Annotated in this window: 13 protein-coding genes; 7 read left to right on the top strand and 6 right to left on the bottom strand. The window is 61.4% G+C overall.

Annotated elements, in window-relative coordinates; translation table 11 throughout:
- Positions 1 to 129 precede the first annotated feature (129 nt).
- Positions 130 to 1029 carry a lipid A hydroxylase LpxO gene (lpxO, locus tag HU767_RS15695; protein WP_186709397.1) on the bottom strand — a complete coding sequence of 300 codons (900 nt, stop codon included), beginning with the start codon at positions 1027 to 1029 and terminating at the stop codon, positions 130 to 132.
- A gap of 406 nt (positions 1030 to 1435) precedes the next feature.
- Between lpxO and HU767_RS15690 the strand changes: the two genes are divergently transcribed.
- Positions 1436 to 3025, top strand: a complete 1590-nt coding sequence (locus HU767_RS15690; RefSeq protein ID WP_003181279.1) for an ABC-F family ATPase — start codon at positions 1436 to 1438, stop codon at positions 3023 to 3025.
- Positions 3026 to 3212: 187 nt separating this feature from the next.
- Here HU767_RS15690 and HU767_RS15685 read toward each other — a convergent pair whose 3' ends face one another.
- From HU767_RS15685 to HU767_RS15675, 3 genes are all read right to left on the bottom strand, one after another.
- Positions 3213 to 3863 (bottom strand): response regulator transcription factor, encoded by a 651-nt coding sequence (locus tag HU767_RS15685; RefSeq protein ID WP_186709398.1) that lies wholly within the window; start codon positions 3861 to 3863, stop codon positions 3213 to 3215.
- A 70-nt stretch (positions 3864 to 3933) separates the two neighbouring features.
- Entirely contained in the window at positions 3934 to 4527 is a 594-nt protein-coding gene (locus HU767_RS15680; RefSeq protein WP_186729928.1) for a lecithin retinol acyltransferase family protein, read from the bottom strand.
- 134 nt (positions 4528 to 4661) lie between these two features.
- A complete protein-coding gene (locus tag HU767_RS15675; RefSeq protein ID WP_186729927.1) occupies positions 4662 to 10145 on the bottom strand; it encodes an ATP-binding sensor histidine kinase in 5484 nt (1827 codons plus the stop codon).
- Between the two features lie 350 nt (positions 10146 to 10495).
- Here HU767_RS15675 and HU767_RS15670 point away from each other — a divergent pair, with 350 nt between their 5' ends.
- From HU767_RS15670 to HU767_RS15650, 5 genes are all read left to right on the top strand, one after another.
- Positions 10496 to 10876, top strand: a complete 381-nt coding sequence (locus HU767_RS15670) for a response regulator (RefSeq protein WP_186709405.1) — start codon at positions 10496 to 10498, stop codon at positions 10874 to 10876.
- A gap of 269 nt (positions 10877 to 11145) precedes the next feature.
- The gene (locus HU767_RS15665) at positions 11146 to 12603 is read left to right on the top strand and encodes an efflux transporter outer membrane subunit (RefSeq protein ID WP_186729926.1); all 1458 of its coding nucleotides are present in this window, start codon (positions 11146 to 11148) and stop codon (positions 12601 to 12603) included.
- Positions 12600 to 14162 (top strand): MFS transporter, encoded by a 1563-nt coding sequence (locus HU767_RS15660; RefSeq protein WP_186709408.1) that lies wholly within the window; start codon positions 12600 to 12602, stop codon positions 14160 to 14162. Before HU767_RS15665 ends, HU767_RS15660 begins: the two co-directional genes overlap by 4 nt.
- A 6-nt stretch (positions 14163 to 14168) precedes the next feature.
- Positions 14169 to 15200 (top strand): HlyD family secretion protein, encoded by a 1032-nt coding sequence (locus HU767_RS15655; RefSeq protein WP_186729925.1) that lies wholly within the window; start codon positions 14169 to 14171, stop codon positions 15198 to 15200.
- Between the two features lie 195 nt (positions 15201 to 15395).
- Positions 15396 to 16499 (top strand): sigma-54 dependent transcriptional regulator, encoded by a 1104-nt coding sequence (locus HU767_RS15650; protein ID WP_186729924.1) that lies wholly within the window; start codon positions 15396 to 15398, stop codon positions 16497 to 16499.
- A gap of 235 nt (positions 16500 to 16734) precedes the next feature.
- Here HU767_RS15650 and sfnG read toward each other — a convergent pair whose 3' ends face one another.
- Together sfnG and msuE are read right to left on the bottom strand one after the other, a co-directional pair.
- Positions 16735 to 17832, bottom strand: coding sequence for a dimethylsulfone monooxygenase SfnG (gene sfnG, locus HU767_RS15645; protein ID WP_186709414.1), 1098 nt, complete (start codon positions 17830 to 17832; stop codon positions 16735 to 16737).
- A 39-nt stretch (positions 17833 to 17871) separates the two neighbouring features.
- Positions 17872 to 18435 (bottom strand): FMN reductase, encoded by a 564-nt coding sequence (gene msuE, locus HU767_RS15640; RefSeq protein WP_186709416.1) that lies wholly within the window; start codon positions 18433 to 18435, stop codon positions 17872 to 17874.
- 376 nt (positions 18436 to 18811) lie between these two features.
- Here msuE and HU767_RS15635 point away from each other — a divergent pair, with 376 nt between their 5' ends.
- Positions 18812 to 20056 (top strand): acyl-CoA dehydrogenase family protein, encoded by a 1245-nt coding sequence (locus tag HU767_RS15635; protein ID WP_186709419.1) that lies wholly within the window; start codon positions 18812 to 18814, stop codon positions 20054 to 20056.
- The last annotated feature ends 303 nt before the right edge of the window (positions 20057 to 20359 follow it).

Genomic DNA, 20359 nt, shown 5'->3' with positions numbered 1-20359 from the left:
AGATCAAGATCAAGATCAAGATCAAGATCAAGATCAAGATCAAGATCAAGATCAAGATCAAGATCAAGATCAAGATCAAGATCAAGATCAAGATCAAAAGATCGCAGGCTTCGCCAGCTCCTACGGGGTTTAGATCCAAACGAAGATCGCCAGTAATCCACCGAAAAATGCCCACTTCTGCAGGTAGTACAACCTGCGGTTGCGCTTTTTCAGGGCCTTGCCTTGCAAACGTATCTTGTAGAGCCTGGAGAATGCCCGGTTCAGGCCGCCCGTCCTGTCGCCCGCGTCGTTGGGCGCGCCGGCCGCCGCCATCACGGTGCGGCTGAACCAGCGGTTGAACGCCGTGGCCCAGGGAAACTTCATCGGCCGCTCCACGTCGCAGAACAGGATGATGCGGTTCTGGTCGGTGGTGTTCTCGGCGTAATGAATGAACGTTTCGTCAAAAATCACCGCTTCGCCATCACGCCAGTGATAAGCCTCGCCATCGACATTGATGTAGCAGCCGGCATCGTTGGGCGTTTCCAGGCCCAAGTGATAGCGATAGGACCCGGCATATGGGTCGCGGTGCCGGACCAGCTTCGACCCCGGCGGCAACTCGGCAAACATCGCCGCCTTGATCGACCCGATGCTCTGCACCAGTTCGGTGGTGCGTGGGCACAATTTCATGGCCGACGGATGGCTGTCGCCGTACCACTTCAGGTAGAAACGTTTCCAGCCGGTCTTGAAGAATGAGTTGAAACCCACGTCGTCGTACTGATTGGAACGCTTGATCTCCCCCGCCCGCAGCAGGCTCTGGCCTTCGGCCCGGATTTCTTCCCAATGAGCCTGCAGCGGACTCAGGTCCGGGAACTGCGTCGGGCTCAGGAAAGGCCTGTTGGGCAGTTTCGAGCACAGGTAAAGCAGGCAATTGATCGGTGCGAGAAAAGACGAATGATCGCTCAGCTGGCGTCCGACCTTATGCCGCACGCGTCCACGCAGGTGGACGTAGCCGATGGAGAGGAGGTAGATCGCGACAATGATGAGCTTCACGAAAGTCCGTCACAAAGCAGGGAGTGAACAGGCTGCGTCTCCGGGCCAACCAAGCGGCAAGGGAGATGGCATTGGGTGAGGTGGCATTTTAGCCAGAGTTTGTAACCAAAAGTTATCCTGAAGTTGTGAAAAACTGTCTTGTCCGGGCAATACCCTATCGTTAATGCGGCCAGATCAGTACAATCGCCGCCAATTATCACGCGCTCCCTTTGGCCGATGCCGCAAACTGCGGTTTCGGCGCACGTCTACCCGGGCCGGGCGCTCCGTATGCTGCTGTCCTCTTATGCCGGATGGACCCTTGCGCTTGCGACCGCGACGCCTTTGCGCGGTCGGGACGTGCGCAAACAGGTACTGAACAGGTACTGCCGCACCCTTAGCTACTCTGAATGTTCCGCAGGATAAACCTTTGATCTCTACAGCTAACATCACGATGCAGTTCGGCGCCAAGCCACTGTTCGAAAACGTCTCTGTCAAATTCGGCGCGGGCAACCGCTACGGTCTGATCGGCGCCAACGGTTGCGGCAAGTCGACCTTCATGAAAATCCTCGGTGGCGACCTCGAGCCGTCCGGTGGCCAGGTCATGCTCGAGCCGAACGTGCGCCTGGGCAAACTTCGCCAGGACCAGTTCGCCTACGAAGAATTCACCGTGATCGACACCGTGATCATGGGTCACGAAGAGCTGTGGAAGGTCAAGGCCGAGCGCGATCGCATCTATTCGCTGCCGGAAATGACCGAAGAAGACGGCATGGCCGTGGCCGAGCTCGAAACCGAATTTGCCGAGATGGACGGCTACACCGCCGAATCCCGCGCCGGTGAACTACTGCTGGGCCTGGGGATTGGCATCGAACAGCATTTCGGCCCGATGAGCGAAGTGTCGCCAGGCTGGAAGCTGCGTGTACTGCTGGCCCAGGCGCTGTTCTCCGACCCGGAAGTGCTGCTGCTCGACGAACCGACCAACCACCTGGATATCAACACCATCCGCTGGCTGGAAAACGTGCTGACCCAGCGTTCGAGCCTGATGATCATCATCTCCCACGACCGTCACTTCCTGAACAGTGTCTGCACCCACATGGCGGACCTGGACTACGGCGAGCTGCGCCTGTTCCCGGGCAACTACGATGAGTACATGACCGTGGCGACCCAGTCCCGCGAGCAACTGCTGTCGGACAACGCCAAGAAGAAAGCGCAGATTTCCGAACTGCAGTCGTTCGTCAGCCGCTTCTCGGCCAACGCCTCGAAAGCCAAGCAGGCCACCTCCCGCGCCAAGCAGATCGACAAGATCCAACTGGCCGAGGTCAAGCCATCGAGCCGCGTCAGCCCGTTCATCCGCTTCGAGCAGACCAAGAAACTGCACCGCCAGGCGGTCATCGTCGAACGCATGGCCAAGGGCTTTGACGGCAAGCCGCTGTTCAAGGATTTCAGCTTCACCGTCGAAGCCGGCGAGCGCGTGGCGATCATTGGCCCGAACGGTATCGGCAAGACCACCTTGCTGCGCACCCTGGTCAATGAACTGGAACCGGATGCCGGTACGGTGAAATGGACCGACGCCGCGGAACTGGGGTACTACGCCCAGGACCATGCCCATGACTTCGAAGACGACGTCAACCTGTTCGACTGGATGGGCCAGTGGACCCAGGGTGGCGAGCAGCTGGTGCGTGGCACTTTGGGCCGCATGCTGTTTTCCAACGACGAGATCCTCAAGTCGGTCAAGGTTATTTCCGGTGGTGAACAGGGCCGCATGCTGTTCGGCAAGCTGATCCTGCAAAAGCCGAACGTGCTGGTGATGGACGAACCGACCAACCACTTGGACATGGAGTCCATCGAAGCGCTGAACCTGGCGCTGGAAAACTACCCAGGCACGCTGATCTTCGTCAGCCATGACCGAGAGTTCGTATCGTCCCTGGCCACCCGCATCATCGAGCTGAGCGCCGACGGCGTGGTCGACTTCAGCGGCACCTACGACGACTACCTGCGCAGCCAGGGTGTGGTGTTCTAAGGGCAGCCCCGAGTTGTAAGCTTCAAGCGGCAAGTCAAAAGCCCCGTCCACTGTGACGGGGCTTTTTGCATTCCAAGGGTAACTCCCCTGTGAGCGCGAACTTGCTCGCGATGGCGCCAGCCCAGACAACGCTGCCCCCGTGGCGAGGGAGCTTGCTCCCGCTCGGCTGCGCAGCCGTTGAGAACGCTCACCGACTCTGCCCGGAGCCCAACGCCTCGGCCATCCGGACCAGGTCCGCAAACGACCTGGCGCACATTTTTTTCATCGCATGGGCGCGATGGATCTTCACCGTGATTTCGCTCAGGTTCATTTGCCCGGCGATCTGCTTGTTCATCAACCCCGTGACCGCAAAACCCATGACCTCTTTTTCACGGGCGGTGAGCGTCTGGTAGCGGGCATGCAGATCGGCAAACTGTTGTTCGACCTGCCGTCGCCGGACATCCGCCTGAAGCGCGGCGGACACCGCATCCAACAGGTTCTGTTCACGGAAAGGTTTCGCCAGGAAATCCACGGCACCGGCTTTCATCGCCTTGACCGACATTTCGATGTCGCCGTGGCCGGTGATGAAGATGATCGGGATATTCGTATTCGACTCCGCCAACTGCGCCTGGAAGTCGAGGCCACTGGCGCCTTGCAACCGTACATCGAGGACCAGGCAACTGGGGCACTCGGTCTTCGGCTGCCGAAGAAAATCCGCCGTGGAGGCGAACGTCTCGACGCGGATCCCGACCGAGCGCAGCAGGTTGCTCAACGCATCGCGCATGGAGGCATCGTCATCCACCACGAACACAATAGAACCTTTGAGACCCGCCTCATTGGATGAAGCATTACCGTTCATTCACGACCCTTCCGGCGACCGAAACGAAAAAAAAGTGTAGCACAGCGACCTTGTCCAGCCTGCGCTGTACCTAGGCAATCAGCTGCGGCTCCAGCGTCGAAATTAAAGCGAATAGATCACGGGGACGCTGGAAATAAGCGTCGACCTGAGCGCTGTAGTGTTTTCCGCTGATGCACCAGTTGCAAAAGTGTTCGCAGTTGTTGGACAGAATCCGATAGCGGTTCTCACCGATCCGTGAAAGCGCCCGCCTGACGACTTCATCATTGGAAAATTCATACGGTTCCTGTGCTATCCAGACCGGTTTGCCATGGGCGAAATGTTCAAGGTCGATCACTTCGATGGGGCCGGATCTCAGCGAACCGCTGAAGCCGGAGTAGTGGGCGACTTTCAGGTCGCCCAGGTAGATCCCGTGATGGAGATAGAACCCCCGTGGGCTGATCAGGTGCGCGCCGATCGGCAACGTGGCCCCAGACCGTTCGACATGCACCCATTTCAAGGCGATATCAGACAGACCGCGATTGCGGGCCGCTGCGCACCCCTGCCCGTCCAGCATCGGCGTACCCAGGCGATAGAAAGCGCTCGCCGTGACGAGCGCCATCAAAACCAGCGCGACCGAACGAAGCGCAGAAAGTCCATCCATTGCCCGGTGGGTTAAATCGATCATGGCTCACACTCCGCAACCCGTGAGGCCAATCTATCGCCCGGGTTGCGACGTTGCATTTGTACGTGGGAGTGGAACCGGTGATCTATTGATATGCAGCCTTTAAACCTAAGTATGAATCGAACGCTGTCGAGTCCTCAGGCAGGCGTTTCCCCCTGGACGATGGGCAACGTGAATTGAACGGTAGCGCCGCGAGGCTGATTGACGCAGGCCTTCAGGCAACCGCCGTGGGACTCGATGATCGAACGACAGATCGATAACCCCAAGCCCAGCCCGGTGGGTTTGGTGGTGTAGAACGACGTGAACACCTGGTCGACGTTTTCCGAGGCGAACCCCGGCCCCGAATCGCTCACACTCACCAGCACCCAATCGGCCCCCTCTGACGTTGCGCAGATCCACAACTGCCGTTCGCCCTCGTTGACGCAGCTCATCGCTTCGAGCGCATTCATGATCAGGTTGAGCAGCACTTGTTGCAGCTCGACCCGGTCACCTTGGATGAGCGGCAAACCGTCGGCCAGGTGCGTCTGGATCGAGACGCCGCTCTTGATGATCTGGCCGCGGGTAAACTCGATCATTTCGCCAATGGCAATGTTGATGTCCACCGGGCCTTTTTGTGGCGGCGCCTTGCGGATATGCCCACGGATCCGCCCCAACACGTCCGCCGCCCGATTGGCGTCGTAGATGAGGCGCCCCAGTACCTGGCGGACTTCCTCGATCTCGGGTGGCTGGGTGTTCAGCCAACGCAGGGCGGCATCGGCATTGAGGATCGTCGCGGCAATCGGCTGGTTGACTTCATGGGCGATCGAAGCCACCAACTGCCCCATGGTCGCGACTCGGTTGGCGTGGGCCAGCTCGGTTTGCACCTCGCGATAACGTCGCTCGCTTTCGCGGATCTTTTCTTCCGCCTGCCGGCGTTCGGTCAGGTCCACCACGAAGGCGACCCCTTCCCTGCTATTGGCCTCGAACAGCGCCAGGCCGACGATGACCGGCAGGCGGCTGCCATCCTTGCGAAAATATTCCTTTTCATAAGGCCGGGCGTGCCCGGTGAGCAATGCCTGGGCCAGGGAGCGTTCGCTCAGTTCGCGGAACTCCGGCACCGTCAGGTCCCGCCAGCCCAGGCGGCCCAAGGCCAGGTCTTCGCGCTCGTAGCCGACCATGCGCAGAAAGGCATCGTTGGCTTCGATAATGTCGCCATCGGCATTCCAAAACAGAATGCCAATGATGTTGGCGTCCACCAGGCGCCGGATCCTCGCTTCGCGCTCGGCGACTTCGCGATACAAGCGGGCATTTTCCAAAGAGATGGCCGCACGGGACGCCAAGAGTTTCAACACGGCGATACGGGTCGGATTGAACACATGGGCAGCCAGATTGTTTTCCAGATAGAGCGCGCCGACGAGCTTGGCCTGGTTCAGCAACGGCACGCAGAGAATCGAGCGGGCACGCTGCTGGCGGATATACGGGTCCGCGGCAAACGGCGCCGCGATCAGGGCATCGTCAAGAAAAACGCTCTCCCCGGTGCGCAGGACGTGGTAGAGAATCGACTCCGGCAACAGTGCCGCGCTCACCGGGGCATTGTGGATTTGCGTTACGTGGTTGCCGGTGGTCACCTGCGCCGCGACTCGGTACTCGCCGTCGCTGGACAGGATCAATAACCCGCGTTCGGCGCCGGCCTGTTCGATCGCCGTGCACATGACCATGTCGATCAGTTTATCCAGCACGATTTCCCCCGACACCGCCTCGGAGACCTTGAGTACGGTGGCCAGGTCCAGGTGCTCGACCGGCGTCGTCATCGTCGTCGTTGGCCCGGGCACAGGCGCTTCGGTCCTCAGCAATGGATAGGTCTGCTCCAACTGCCGCACTTTGCCCTCAGCGCCCCAACGCTGGTAGGCGTAACGAGCATCCTGGAGATAGACGCGGGCGATCTTGTCGAAACCACGGGCAGCGTAAAAGCGCGCTGCAAGCTCGTTGGCCAGCGCCTCGATATGGACAAAACCGCTTTGCTGCGCGGCATGGATGGCTTGCTCGTACAGCGACTCGGCATCGACCACACGCCCTTCGACCCGGGCCATTTCGGCACCCACCAACGCGGTGCGGCTGGCGAAGTTCTCTGGACACTGCTGTGCCCATGTCTGGAGCTGGCGGTAATTGGCCGCCAACTCCACCCAGTGAGGTTCGCGCGCGTCCACCGGCACACGGTCGCAATAGGCGGCCCGCGTCAGGGCGCCATAGAAATGGTATTCGGCTTCCTCGAAGAACGACTGGCAAACCCAGAGCAAACCCTGGGCCTTGGCAGCGGCCGCCATGGCCGCTTCAGGATCGTCGGCCAGGTAGCGGGCCTGCAGTTTGCGGACCCAATACAAACATTCAGCCAGGACCAGATCCGGGTTGCCGGACAAGTGGGTTTCGATGGCCGGCTCGTTCAACTGGCCGTCGTCCAGGCAGCCGAACGTCAGCGTCACGCCCCGAAGCATTCGGATCAGCGCCAGCTGGGCGATAATAAAATCGGTCACCAGCCCGAAGTGCACCCTCTTGGCGTAGGCCAGGCCCCGCTCGGCTTCTTCTTGTACATCGATCAACGGCTCGCCAGCGAACAGCAGATCGGCGGTGAGGTTGTTGCCGGCGTAGGCTCCATACGGCAGGTCACCGATCCGATTCGCCGCCGCAAACGAACGACGCAACAGGTCCCGGCATTGCCCCACCGGCTTCATCCAACGCACGGCAAAGCATGAAAAACAGAGGTAGGTACTGGCCTCGAATCGCCGCAGGTCGCGTTTTTCAATGAGGTCGCAACCAAGCTGGCCAAAGCGGAATCCCATCTGGTAGTCACCGAACCGCCGGCCGGCGACTCGGAACAGATTGGCGTAGAGCACGCAGGACGCATCGCAGTTGCCCTGCTCCAGGCTCAAGGTGACCGCCTTGCAGATCAACAGGTCCGCCAGGTTCGCTTCACTCTGCAAGGCCGGCGCAAAGAGCTTACCCAGTGCGTTGAGCGTCGCCAGGGAGGTGGCGTCCACCATCAGCGGCAGATCGATGAGGTCCTCGATGGCCCGGCCTTCAAGCAGTTCCCCGATGCGCTCGTACTCGTGACGCACATCGTCGTCGCTCGGGTGGGCCGACCACTCGATCCCCACATGACGCAGGTAGTCGAGGCAGACGGCCACCGCACCGTCGCTGCGATCCAGGAGCAGGTAGACGTCCATCAGCAGGCACGCCACGTTGGCCCGCTCGATCACCGTCACGGCGCGGTCGGCCAAGGCCTTCAGGCGTTCGTCCGCGGCACCGAGTTGTCCGGTAAGGAACTCGCATTCGGCCCGGTTCAATTCCAACCCGAAAATCAAGTCATGACGCCCTGTCCAGCAGTCCTCATCCAGCAACTGCACGCCGGTGGCCAGGTAGTTGAGTGCCGAAGCATAGGCCGTCGAGGCCTTGGCCCGCTGGCCGGCCAGCAGGTTGAATTCAGCCAACTGCTCCCGCTCAGCCCGGTCGGTGAGCAATGCCGCGCCACGATTGAGCTGGCCGGCAATTTCAAAGATCGCCTCTTCAAGCGCTTGGGCGTCCGTTTGTGCCGCGAGCAACCGTCCAATGCGCAGGTGCGTCTCGGCACGCGCAGCCTGGGGGATCAGCGAGTAAGCGGCCTCATGAATGCGGTCGTGAACGAATCCATAGGCATCGTCCAGCCGCTCGACCAGTTCCTGGCGGACCGCCTGCCACATAACCGCCCGGACCTGAGTCAGGGAGATGTCCAGAACGGTGGAGAGCGCCTTGAGCCCAGCCACGTTGCCCAGGCACGCCAGTTGCTGCAATGCCTGCTGCGTGTCGGCGGGCAAGCGGACCAATTTGCCAACCATCAGGTCGACGACGTTGTCGGTGTAGCCCTTGGCGTGAATGCGCTGCGGATCCCACCACCACTGCCGCGCCTCGTGATCGAAAGTCAGCAATCGCTCGTCAGCGAGGGCCTGCAGGAATTGGATCACGAAGAATGGGTTGCCCGCGGTCTTGTCCAGCACCAGTTGCGCCAGCGGCTCGACACGATCAAGGGCGTCATGCAGGGCTTCGGCGATCAACTGCTCGACGTGCACCTTGACGAGGGGCGCCAGGGTGATCTCGCTGATCTTGCCCCCAGCGCTCCGAATAGCCTTGAGCTTGCCCGTCAACGGGTGCGTGGCGTCCACCTCGTTGCTGCGGTAGGCCCCCACCAGCATCAGGTGGCGCACATCGGCGCTGGTCAGCAGATCCTCCAGCAGGTCGAGCGTCGCCGCGTCCAGCCACTGCAAGTCGTCAAGAAACAGGGCGAGCGGATGGTCCGCGCGGGCGAACACACCGATGAAGCGCCTGAATATCAGTAAGAAGCGGCGTTGCTCCTGTTGGGGGTCAAGTGCCAGGACCGCTGGCGGCTCGCCGATGATGAGTTTGAGTTCGGGAATCAGATCGGTCATGAGCCGCGCATTGGCATCCAGCGCATCCAGCAACGCCTCGCGCCAATGCGCCAGTTCCGTGTCGTTTTTGCCCAGCAACGTGCGCACCAGGCTCTGGAAGGCCTGCACCAGGGTCGAGTAAGGAATGTCTCGCCGGTATTGGTCGAATTTGCCACTGGCGAAGAGGCCGCGCGGTGGAACCAGGACCTTGTGCAGCTCATTGACCACCGAGGACTTGCCGATACCGGAGTAGCCCGTCACCAGCACCAGTTCCGGCGCGCTGGTTTCGACCACCCGACCGAACGCGGTAACCAGCGTCTCGACTTCACGCTCACGGCCGTAGAGCTTCTCAGGGATCAACAGTTGATCGGAGGCGCCCTGTTCGCCCAGGGCAAAGGCATCGATGTGCCGCGATTGTGTCCAATGCGCCAGGCAACGGCGCAGATCATGTTCGACACTCGCGGCCGTCTGGTAGCGCTCCTCGGCGGTCTTGGCGAGCAGCTTCATGACAATTTGGGACAGTATCTCGGGGATGGTTTCGACCCGCACACTGGGCGGCGAAGGCATTTTGGCGATATGGCAGTGGACCCACTCTATCGGGTCGGACGCAGTGAACGGCAGCGATCCCGTCAACATCTGATAGAGCGTTATGCCGAAGGAATACAGGTCACTGCGCGAATCGATCGAGCGATTCATTCGGCCGGTCTGCTCGGGGGCCATGTAGGCGAGCGTGCCGGCCAGGGTCTCGGGGGCCTGGCGCTCGCGCGGCAGCCGCGAGGCCAGGCCGAACCCGGTGAGCCGTGCCTGGCCATCGTCGCAATTCACCAGGATGTGACTGGGCTTGATGTCCTTGTGGACGATGCCGCGCTGATGGAGCTTGCCCAGCGCCACGGCAATGCTCACCGCAAGGCGCAGGAACGTCGTCGTTTCCATCGGTGCGATCAACAGTTGCACGAGCGGCACGCCGCCGGGATCCGCGAGCACCAGTTGCACCTGGGGCCCTTCGCGCACCATGTCGAGGGGTTGTACCGACCAGGCGCCATCGAGTTCATCCTTCAGGCCAAACTCATGGACAAGCCGGTCAAGGCAACCAGGGCGAGGCTGTTCGGTCGCGGGCCGGGCCACCAGGACCGTATCGTCGCCGTCCACACCCGAGCGCAATTCCCGACAGAAGATACGCTCACCATCGTCCCATAATATTTGCATGCTGTTATTCCATCGGCACAGGAGCACTATTTTGTTTGGTCTGCCGCACTTTGCCGTCGGCTGTCGTCCAGTGTCATGTTGCACTTGCCGATGTCGTCACCAGGAGGCGACTTCCGTGGCTGCGCTGGATGCCTGAGGGTGAAGCATGTGCCGGGATCCAGGACGGGGTGTGTTGCGCTCTTTAGATTAGCGCCTCACGAAAGCGCTTCACAATTTTTTCATGGCCTGGTGCTGCACCAGGCACAAGGCACCGACCCTTAGGTCTTAGGCCGTTATACGCAGGTATACTTCTGCCCCCTATGAGACCGCGTATCGTGTAGTCACGACAGGCGCTGTTACGAGCGACCCCTATGACGCAAGCCACGCAGATACGCAACACGAGGATTATCGCCGTTGTTGACGATGACGAATCCGTTCGGACAGCCCTGGATAGCCTGTTGCGTTCCAGTGGCTACAAGGTTCGAACTTATTGCAGTGCCATCGAGTTCCTGGACGCCAAAGCCCCGGCCAGTACCCATTGCCTGATTTCCGATATCCAGATGCCGGGCATGAGTGGCCTGGAGCTGCATGAACAGCTCGGAGCCATGGGCTTGCGGATTCCCACTATCTTCATTACCGCTTATCCGGACCTGGGGGCGCATACGCCGGGGTTGGTCGCCTGTTTGCCCAAGCCTTGTGATACCGACGAGCTGCTGGAGTGCATCGAGACGGCTCTGCGTCCGGCACATTGAGCCACCGCTATCGCGAGCAAGCTTTGCTCCCACCGATCTGATGGATATACACCCCATTCCCAGCTAAGAAACCATACCCCCAGGCTCAACACATACCTTCGTATACATCCCCCGCCACCGAGGTATGACTTGGCTGAACCGATGTAGAAGTGCCCTCGCCGCAACCGCTCAATACCATGACCCCACAGCGGACGACTCGCTATCCAAGGATCGATCAAGCCCAGGCGCACGCTCGCGCAGCGGCGCTGCAACCTTGTGGGGAACGGCCCATGCCGGCTTTTTTCGAACTACTTCAACGCCGCTTGCAACCCATGGTCGTGCTCACAACACTGGCCCTCACCGGCTGCGCGGTGGGCCCCGATTTCATGGAACCCAAGAACGAACTTGACGCCGCGCAACTGACGCTCCGCCCCGAGCATGGACGCGACGCCTCCCTGCTCCCCGGCGCCGTTCCCAGCCAATGGTGGCAACTATTCAACGACCCGCTGCTCACTCAGTTGCAATCACAGGCACATGCCGGCAACCTTGATTTGCAGATAGCCGCCGAACGCATCGATCAAAGCCGAGCGCAACTGGGGATTACCGCTTCGCAGTTGCTGCCCAGCGTCGGCGCCAATGCCAGTTACGCCCGGGAGGCGCTCAGTGAACATGGCAAGTTCGCCGCGCTGGGCGCCCCGACGGCCCCCAGCAACTTCTGGCAAATGGGTTTCGATGCCAGTTGGGAAATCGACCTGTGGGGCCGGGCCCGCCGCGCGCGCGAAGGTGCGGCGGCGACGCTGGAGGCGACGGTCTATGAGCGCGAAGCCGCTCGGGTGGCCCTGTCCGCCGAAGTGGCACGGACCTACCTGCAACTGCGTGGCACCCAGGCCCAACTGGACATCGCCCAACAGAACCGGACGATCGCCGAGCGCACCCTGGGCCTGGCCGAAAGTCGCGAGCGCAATGGCGTGGCGACACGCTTCGAAACCTCCTCCGCACGCGCGCAGCTGGCGACGATCAAGGCCATGCTTCCCGAACTGGCCCAGCGTCGCAATGCCCAAATGAATGCCCTGGCGCTGTTGATGGGCGAACCACCTCGTACCCTCGACGCACAACTGCGCCAGGCCATGCCCCTGCCTTCGCTGCCCACTCGGGTGCCGGTCGGGGTCCCGTCTGAACTGGCCCAGCGACGTCCCGACATCCTGCGCGCCGAAGCGCAGCTCCACGCCGCGACCGCAGCCATCGGCGTAGCCAAGGCCGACTTCTACCCACGTATCGGCCTGAAAGGACGAATCGGTGTGGAAGCCTTCGACAGCGGCGACCTGGCCAATTGGGACGCTCGCTTCTTTTCCGTCGGGCCGACGGTTTACCTGCCGATCTTCCAGGGCGGGCGCCTGGTACAGCGCCTGGCCTTGAACGAATCACGGCAAAAGACCGCCGCCCTGGCTTATCGGCACACCGTATTGCGCGCCTGGCACGAAGTGGACGATGCCCTGGACGCCTGGGCCGCGCAACAGCGCCAACACGACGAGCTGCTGGTTTCGTATGAGCAGAACCGGCAGGCATTGCACGCGGCCGAACGCGGCTATCAGCAAGGTGCCGCCGACTACCTGAGCGTTCTCACGGCGCAACTGAACCTGCTCGCCAGCCAGACCAGCCTCAATGCCAGCGCCACCAACGCCACGCTAACCGTGGTCAATCTCTATAAGTCCCTGGGTGGCGGCTGGGACCCGGAGCCGCAACCATGAACAGCATCGCGTTGTCGCCCACCCAGGTCGCACCTCGCGCGGCCCCCTTGGCCACGTCGTCGAAACGCCAGCTGGTCGGTCTGGCCGGGATTTTCCTCGCGGCCATGATGGCGGGACTGAACACCCGGGTTGGCGCGTTAGCGCTGGCGGACGTAAGAGGCGCACTGGGCTTTGGCTTGGACGATGCGTCCTGGCTCACCACGGCGTATAGCGCCGGGGAGCTGATTGCCATGCCCTTTGCCGCGTGGTTTGCCCTGACGCTCTCGCTCCGGCGCCTTGAGCTGTTGACGCTCGCCACGTGTACGTCGCTGGCACTGCTCCTGCCGTTCATCCATGACCTCGATCTGCTCCTGGGCCTGCGTTTTGTGCAAGGCATCGCCAGCGGCACGACGATTCCGTTGCTGATGATGGCGGCTCTGAAATTCCTGCCGCCACCCATACGGTTGTACGGCCTGGCGATGTACGCGATGACCGCGACCTTCGCGCCCAACCTGGCCATCTGGCTGGCGGGGCATTGGACAGACGAACTGCAGGACTGGCGCTGGGTGTACTGGCAGATCGTTCCTCTGGCCGTGGTCGCTGCCGGCTTGATCGCCTGGGGGCTGCCACGGGAACCGATCCAGTTCCCACGTTTTCGCCAGGCCAATTGGGCCGGCATGGCCTGCGGTGTCCCGGCGCTTGGTTTGCTGACCGTCGCCCTGGATCAAGGCATACGACTGGATTGGTTTCACTCACCGTTGATCACCTCGTCCCTGCTCGCGGGCCTGGCCTTGCTGGCGATCTACCTGTTGACCGAATGGTTTCATCCCTCGCCGTTCATCAAGTTGCAGATCCTCGGGCGTCGCAACCTGGGGCTGGGCTGCATCCTGTTCGTCTCGTTGCTGGTAGTACTGCTGTCCAGTTCGTTGCTACCGGCCAGTTACCTCGGGCCGCTGCAGGACTATCGCCCGTTGCAGATGGCCGCGATCGGGCTGATCGTCGCGCTGCCGCAGTTACTCCTGGGGGCACTGGTGGCGCTGCTGCTGTACCAGAAATGGGTTGATGCGCGCTTCATGTTCGCGTTGGGACTGTGCCTGATCGCCCTGGCCTGCCTTTGCGGCGCGCAATTGACCAGCGACTGGAACCGCGAGCAGTTCGTCGTGGCGCAAACGCTACAGGCCTTTGGACAACCGATGGCGGTGGTGTCGATGCTGTTTCTGATCACCAGCGTGGTGCAGCCAGCCGAGGGTCCGTATGTGTCCGGCACCATCAATACCCTGCGCGCCTTCGGGTCGTTGTTCGGCGCGGCGCTGGTCGGACAGCTCGTGGTCGTGCGCGGCCGCTTCCATGGGGAAATGTTGCTGGACCAGGCGGCCCTGGCAAGCAATACCCTGGCCTCGGCGCCGCTCCCCTCAGAACTGCTGGGCATCGTCAGCCAGCAGTCGCTGGTGTTGTCGATCGCCGATGCCTATCGCGCGTTGGGCCTGCTGGCACTGCTGCTGATTCCCCTCGTGCTGCGGCTGGCCTACATCCCGGCACCTGCCAGGCAGGCCGCCTCATCCTCATCCTCACATGGGTAATTCATCATGGCCTTACCGAAGAAAGCCCAGATCATCAGTGTCGTGCTGCTCGCCGTGGCAGTCGCCGGAGTGCTCTACGCCAATCGCCCTGAATCCAGCTCATCGACGCAGTCAACGGATGACGCTTATGTCCACGCGGACTTCACCACAGTCGCGCCGCAGGTGTCCGGTACGATCGAGACGGTGTTGATCGAAGACAACCAGCGGGTCGAGAAAGGCGACGTGTTGGCGACACTGGACGACCGTGATTTCGTCGCCGCCGTGAACGCGGCCAACGCCCAGGTCGCCAGTGCCCGGGCCAGCATTGCCAGCCTGCAAGCGCACCTGAGCCGGCAGCAAACCGCCATTCGCCAGGCTCAAGCAGCGGTGGCCGCGGACGAGGCGGCGCTGAAACTGGCCAGTGCCAATCAAGCGCGGTATCGCAATTTGGCCCACGATGGCTCGGGCACCGTGCAAGCGCGACAACAGGCCGAAGCGCAATTGAGCATCCAACGGGCGCGTCGGGACAGGAGTGAGGCGGGTCTGCAGGCGGCCCGGCAGCAGGTGGATGTCCTCAGGGCCGATCTGGAAAAAGCCCAGGCCGCCCTCGCCCATGCCCAAGCCACGCAGGCCATCGAGGAACTGAAGCTGTCCTATACCCGCATCACGGCGCCGATCGCCGGCACCATCGGACAGAAATCCGTGCGCATCGGCGCATTCGTGAATACCGGGCAACCGTTGCTGGCGATTGTGCCGCTCGACGCCGTCTACATCACCGCCAACTTCCGCGAGACGCAGCTGGCGCGCGTCGCGATGGGTCAGGCTGTGGACATCACGGTCGACGCGTTGCCGGGCGAGTCGCTGCTCGGCACCGTGCAAAGCCTGGGACCTGCCAGCGGCGTCAGCTATTCAGCCATTGCGCCGCACAACGCCACTGGCAACTTCACCAAGATCGTCCAGCGCTTGCCTGTGCGCATTCGCATCGACCCCGACCAACCCGCCGCGGCGAAACTGCGAGTGGGGATGTCCGTGACCCCGCATATCCGCATTGAGGGATAAATGCCAAGCCCCGAACTGTGGGAGCGAGGCTTGCTCCCACAGTCGCCTAAGCAAATAGCTTAAAGTTATTTATTATCAGTTTTTTAGATCATTTAGATTAAGCCTTAAGCCCAATGGCTTCGCGGAAATGCTTTCAAGGAAATGTTGGCATTCATCCACCTTCAGTCACGGCAATCTCATTAACGGGCCACCGTCATGCAGCTTCTAACACTACCTCCCTCCCCCGGCCTGGCCACCTCGATCCGTGCCACCGCCCAAGTCTTCGAAGACCCCACCTCCCGCGCCTTGCTGGCTCACCTGCAACAAGTCGCGCCCAGTGAAGCCAGCGTGTTGATCATCGGCCAGACCGGGACCGGCAAGGAACTGGTGGCGCGCCACGTCCACAACCTCAGCGCCCGTCGCCACAAGCCCTTCGTCGCGGTCAACTGCGGGGCGTTTTCCGAGAGCCTGGTGGAGGCCGAGCTGTTCGGACATGAAAAAGGCGCTTTTACCGGCGCGTTGACAGCCAAGGCCGGCTGGTTCGAGGAAGCGGACGGCGGCACCCTGTTCCTCGATGAAATCGGGGATTTGCCGTTGCCGATCCAGGTCAAGTTGCTGCGGGTACTGCAGGAACGCGAAGTGGTCCGGCTGGGTTCGCGCAAAAGCATCAAGATCGATGTCCGCGTGCTGGCGGCCACCAACGTACAGTTGGAAAGAGCCATCAATGCCGGGCATTTTCGCGAAGACCTCTATTACCGCTTGAACGTGGTCAGCCTGGTGCTCAAGCCGCTGCGCGAACGTCCCGGCGACATTCTGCCGCTGATACGCCATTTCATTGCGCAATACAGCCACAGGCTCGGTCACGGCGAGGTGACGCTGGATGCCCAGGCGCAGCGCAAGTTGCTCGATTATTCCTGGCCGGGGAATATCCGCGAGCTGGAAAACGTCATTCACCACACGCTGCTGATTTGCCGTAACAAAGTGATTGGTGAGCAGGACCTGCACCTGTCGAACTTGCGCATCGAACGCCAGGACAACTTGTCGCAACCTGTACCCCAAAGTGCAGAGGCGCTCTTGCAGAAAGCCTTCGAGAAACTGCTCGAGCAAGGGCATGGCGATGTGTATGAAAAGGTCGAGGCCGAGTTATTGCGCACCGCCTACCGATACGCCAATTGCAATCAAGTCCATACCGCAAGCCTGCTGGGCCTGAGCCGCAACGTCACCCGCACGTTGCTGATCAGGATTGGCGAGTTGGTGGTCAATCGACGCCGCCCGGCACTGGACACTCGGGATGGCCGGGTAGTCAACCTGTCGACCTGACGCCCAGACTTTTGTGGCGAGGGAGCTTGCTCCCGCTGGGGTGCGAAGCGCCCCCATTGAGGCGGATGACATCCATCTGATACACCTCGGTGACTGGCTTTGGGGCCGCTGCGCAGCCCAGCGGGAGCAAGCTCCCTCGCCACAAAAGCGGTTCGGCGATGGCCCATTCATGGGGGCGCAGTGCTTAAATCCCGGCACCTTGTTCGCCCCTCGTCCGCCCTGCTGCCTCCCGCGCCTAGGCGACCGCCGCCGTTTTGGCCGTCACTTTGCGTTGCTCCAGCTCACGCACCAACGGCAGGACCTTACGGCCGAAATACTCGACTTCTTCCTGGAAGTGCAAGAACCCGGCAAGCACCAGATCCACACCCACGGCCTTGAGCGCGACGATGCGTTCGGCGATCTGCTGCGGGGTACCGATCAAGTTGGTCTTGAAGCCATCGTTGTACTGCACCAGGTCTTCGAAGCTGGACTTGGCCCAGTTGCCTTCGCCTTCCGGGCTGGACTTGCCGGCCTGTTTCGCCGCGTCGCCAAAGGCATTGACGGCCTCGGGATCGGCCTGGTCGATGATTTGGGCAAGGACCGCCCGCGCCTCTTCTTCGGTGTCGCGGGCAATGACAAAGGCATTCACGCCGACCTTGACCTTGTGGTGGTTGGCCGCGGCTTTTGCCTGGAGATCATCGATCTGCGCCTTGACCCCTTCCACGGTATTGCCGTTGGTGAAGTACCAGTCCGATACCCGGGCGGCCATGTCCCGAGCCGCACGTGAGCTGCCGCCCTGGAAAATTTCCGGGTGCTGCTGCAGGGGTTTCGGCTTGAGGGTGTAGTCGTGGAAGCGGTAGAAGTCACCGCGCAGCGTGAAGTTATCGGTGGTCCAGATACCCTTGAGGGCGGTGATGAATTCTTCGGAACGGCGATAGCGCTCGTCGTGCTCCAGCCACGGCTCGCCAATGGCCGTGAACTCGCCCTTGAACCAGCCCGACACGATGTTGACCGCCACTCGGCCACCCGTCAGGTGATCGATGGTTGCGATCTGCTTGGCCAACACCGACGGCGTCCACGGCCCCGGCAACACCGCGGCGATGACTTTCAGGCGCGTGGTGGCGGCCAGCAAGGCATGACTGAACGCTACGGACTCGTGCTGGTATTCGGCGCCGTAGCCGGCGGTAAAGCGCACCTGGGACAAGGCGTAATCGAAGCCGGCCGCTTCAGCGATCTGCGCCAGCTTGCGGTTGTAGTCGATGCCCCAGTCGGTGCGTTGTTCGATTTTGCTGACCACCAGTCCGCCGCTGACGTTGGGCACCCAGTAGGCAAATTTGATCGTGTCCTGGCTCATTGCATGTACTCCACGGCTCGTTTTGAAAGGGAAAAGGGATCAGGCGGCACTGGCGTCGCGTCGTGCGCTCGGGACCAGGCTCAGCAGCGCCGATTCGACGGCGCGCTCGATACGGTCCAGCACCTGTACGCTGGAGATCCGGTATTGGCTGAAATCGGTTTCGCTGGCATAGACGCCCACCGGCAGGCTGAGGGCTTGGAAGAAGCCGAACAGCGGTCGCAACTGGTGATCGATGATCAAGGCATGGCGATCCGAGCCCCCTGTCGCGGCGAGCAGCACCGGAACATTTTTAAGGGCTTCGTGATGGACGAAATCGAACAGGTGCTTGAACAAGCCGGTGTACGAGGCTCGATAGACCGGGCTGGCAGCGATCAGCAGATCGGCCGACTCGATGGCGTGCAGGTCATCCTGTACCGCAGCCGGCAACGCCTCGCGACGCAACACCCCGGCAAACTGCGGACCGACCTTGGCCAGTTCGATCAAGCGCACCTCGATCGGCAGTTGCTGCGCGAGCCTGTCCACTATTGCCTGGAGCAGGGCCAGGGTGCGTGACGGGTGCTGCACGCTGCCTGACACCGCCACCACTTTGAATTGCTTGCTCATCACTTACCCCATGCCTGGAGACGCCACCTCAGCGTCTGCACAGGGTGTAGAGCAGCAACCGTGCCACGTTCATATATCTTTAATAATCAATTGGTTGGAAGTACCGCCTAATCACTTCACTGTCGCTCGACGGGCAAGCTGTTGTTCCACTGTTGCCTGGTGAACACCTGCGTTTCGATGCCTGCCGCAACAACTGTTGCCGGGCATACAGTTGCGCAACAGATTGTCCGCAGCCAGGACAGCCCTATCACCGACGAGCGTCGTACAGGCCCCGCATTCATGGACGTCGCGGGCCGGGCATGGACTGTGCAAAGGCCCTTGGCACTGGCAGGTTTTTCCCCTGCCCGCCTACTCGCCATCAAGAAGGAACATCAACATGACCGCACAGCAACAACACCTGCCGCCAATCCTTTCCACTGGCACCGACTACGAACCCTTGGCCGAACGTTTCCGGCCGATCTTTGCGCGCATCCAGGCTGGCGCCCTGGAGCGGGAGCAGACGCGCAGCCTGCCCTTTGAACAGGTGAAATGGCTGAAGGAAGCCGGCTTTGGCGCTATCCGCGTACCGCTCGAATATGGCGGTGCCGGGGCCTCGTTACCGCAGCTATTGCAACTGCTGATCGAACTGGCCGAAGCCGATTCCAACTTGCCCCAGGCCCTGCGCGGGCACTTTGCATTCGTCGAGGACCGTCTCAATGCCCATGCCAGCAGCCCGCAGGACATTTGGTTCAAGCGCTTCGTCGAGGGTGAGTTGGTGGGCAACGCCTGGACGGAAGTCGGCGCGGTGAAAATCGGCGAGGTCGTCACCCGGGTTTCCCGCCAGGGCGATCAATGGGTGGTCAATGGCGCCAAGTACTACAGCACCGGCAGTATTTTCGCCGACTGGATCGACGTGTATGCCCAGCGTGACGACAACGGTGCAGACGTGATTGCCGCCGTACGCGTGCACCAGCCGGGCGTCAAGCAAAGCGATGACTGGGACGGTTTTGGCCAACGCACCACCGGCAGCGGAACATCGCTGTTCGAGAACGCATTGGTCGAGGCGCAAAACCTCATCGACTTCTCCACCCGCTTCAAATACCAGACCGCGTTTTATCAACTGGTCTTGCTCGCCGTGCTGACCGGCGCCGGCCGTGCCGCGGTCCATGACATCACCGAGCAAGTGCGCAAACGCACCCGGGTCTTCAGCACCGGCAATGCCAGCGAAGTGAGCCAGGACGTGCAGGTGCAGCAAGTGGTCGGCCGGGCCTCGGCCCAGGTCTATGCCGCCGAGGCCACTGCCCTGCGGGCCGCGAGCGCTTCCCAACGTGCCTATGAAAGCCGCTTCAGCCAGAACGCCGAGACCGAACACACCGCCAACATTGCCGCCGAGTTGGAGTCGGCCCAGGCCCAGGTGGTGATCTCCGACCTGGTGCTACGCGCCACCAGCGACCTGTTCAATGCCCTCGGCGCCTCAGCCACCAGCACCAGCAAGGCCCTCGACCGCCACTGGCGCAACGCCCGTACCGCCGCTTCGCACAATCCGTTGATCTACAAGGAGCGGATTATTGGGGATTGGGAAATCAATGGGACGGAACCGCCGTATGTCTGGCAGATTGGTGGGGGGGCGAAGCAGGTCTGAGTGCTTTGGGTCCGTGTGTATATCCGTTGCTGCGGTAACGGCGGCTTAGACCGCGCTCCTCCAGTGGGAGCGGGCTTGCTCGCGAAGGCGGTGTGTCAGTTTGCAGTGATGTTGGATGTGCTGGCCTCTCGCGAGCAGGCTCGCTCCCACAGTGGTTCTGTGTTGTACATGAGTTTTGTGTCTGCTGAAGATCCAGTGTGGGAGCGAGCCTGCTCGCGATGGCGGTGGGTCAGTTACATGGATGTTGAATGTGCTGGCCCCTTCGCGAGCAAGCCCGCTCCCACAGTGGTTCTGTGTTGTACA

The organism is Pseudomonas sp. SWRI179 (assembly GCF_014268705.1).
Taxonomy (GTDB): domain Bacteria; phylum Pseudomonadota; class Gammaproteobacteria; order Pseudomonadales; family Pseudomonadaceae; genus Aquipseudomonas; species Aquipseudomonas zanjanensis.
The sequence above is the reverse complement of the archived record's forward strand: the minus strand, read 5'-3'. Positions and strand labels throughout refer to the sequence as shown.

What these genes read in the sequence shown, in the direction of transcription:
- HU767_RS15685 (WP_186709398.1), bottom strand. Translation starts at nt 3,863, where the DNA reads ATGAACGGTAATGCTTCATCCAATGAGGCGGGTCTCAAAGGTTCTATT.
- HU767_RS15680 (WP_186729928.1), bottom strand. Translation starts at nt 4,527, where the DNA reads ATGATCGATTTAACCCACCGGGCAATGGATGGACTTTCTGCGCTTCGT.
- HU767_RS15675 (WP_186729927.1), bottom strand. Translation starts at nt 10,145, where the DNA reads ATGCAAATATTATGGGACGATGGTGAGCGTATCTTCTGTCGGGAATTG.
- HU767_RS15670 (WP_186709405.1), top strand. Translation starts at nt 10,496, where the DNA reads ATGACGCAAGCCACGCAGATACGCAACACGAGGATTATCGCCGTTGTT.
- HU767_RS15665 (WP_186729926.1), top strand. Translation starts at nt 11,146, where the DNA reads ATGCCGGCTTTTTTCGAACTACTTCAACGCCGCTTGCAACCCATGGTC.
- HU767_RS15660 (WP_186709408.1), top strand. Translation starts at nt 12,600, where the DNA reads ATGAACAGCATCGCGTTGTCGCCCACCCAGGTCGCACCTCGCGCGGCC.
- HU767_RS15655 (WP_186729925.1), top strand. Translation starts at nt 14,169, where the DNA reads ATGGCCTTACCGAAGAAAGCCCAGATCATCAGTGTCGTGCTGCTCGCC.
- HU767_RS15650 (WP_186729924.1), top strand. Translation starts at nt 15,396, where the DNA reads ATGCAGCTTCTAACACTACCTCCCTCCCCCGGCCTGGCCACCTCGATC.
- sfnG (WP_186709414.1), bottom strand. Translation starts at nt 17,832, where the DNA reads ATGAGCCAGGACACGATCAAATTTGCCTACTGGGTGCCCAACGTCAGC.
- msuE (WP_186709416.1), bottom strand. Translation starts at nt 18,435, where the DNA reads ATGAGCAAGCAATTCAAAGTGGTGGCGGTGTCAGGCAGCGTGCAGCAC.
- HU767_RS15635 (WP_186709419.1), top strand. Translation starts at nt 18,812, where the DNA reads ATGACCGCACAGCAACAACACCTGCCGCCAATCCTTTCCACTGGCACC.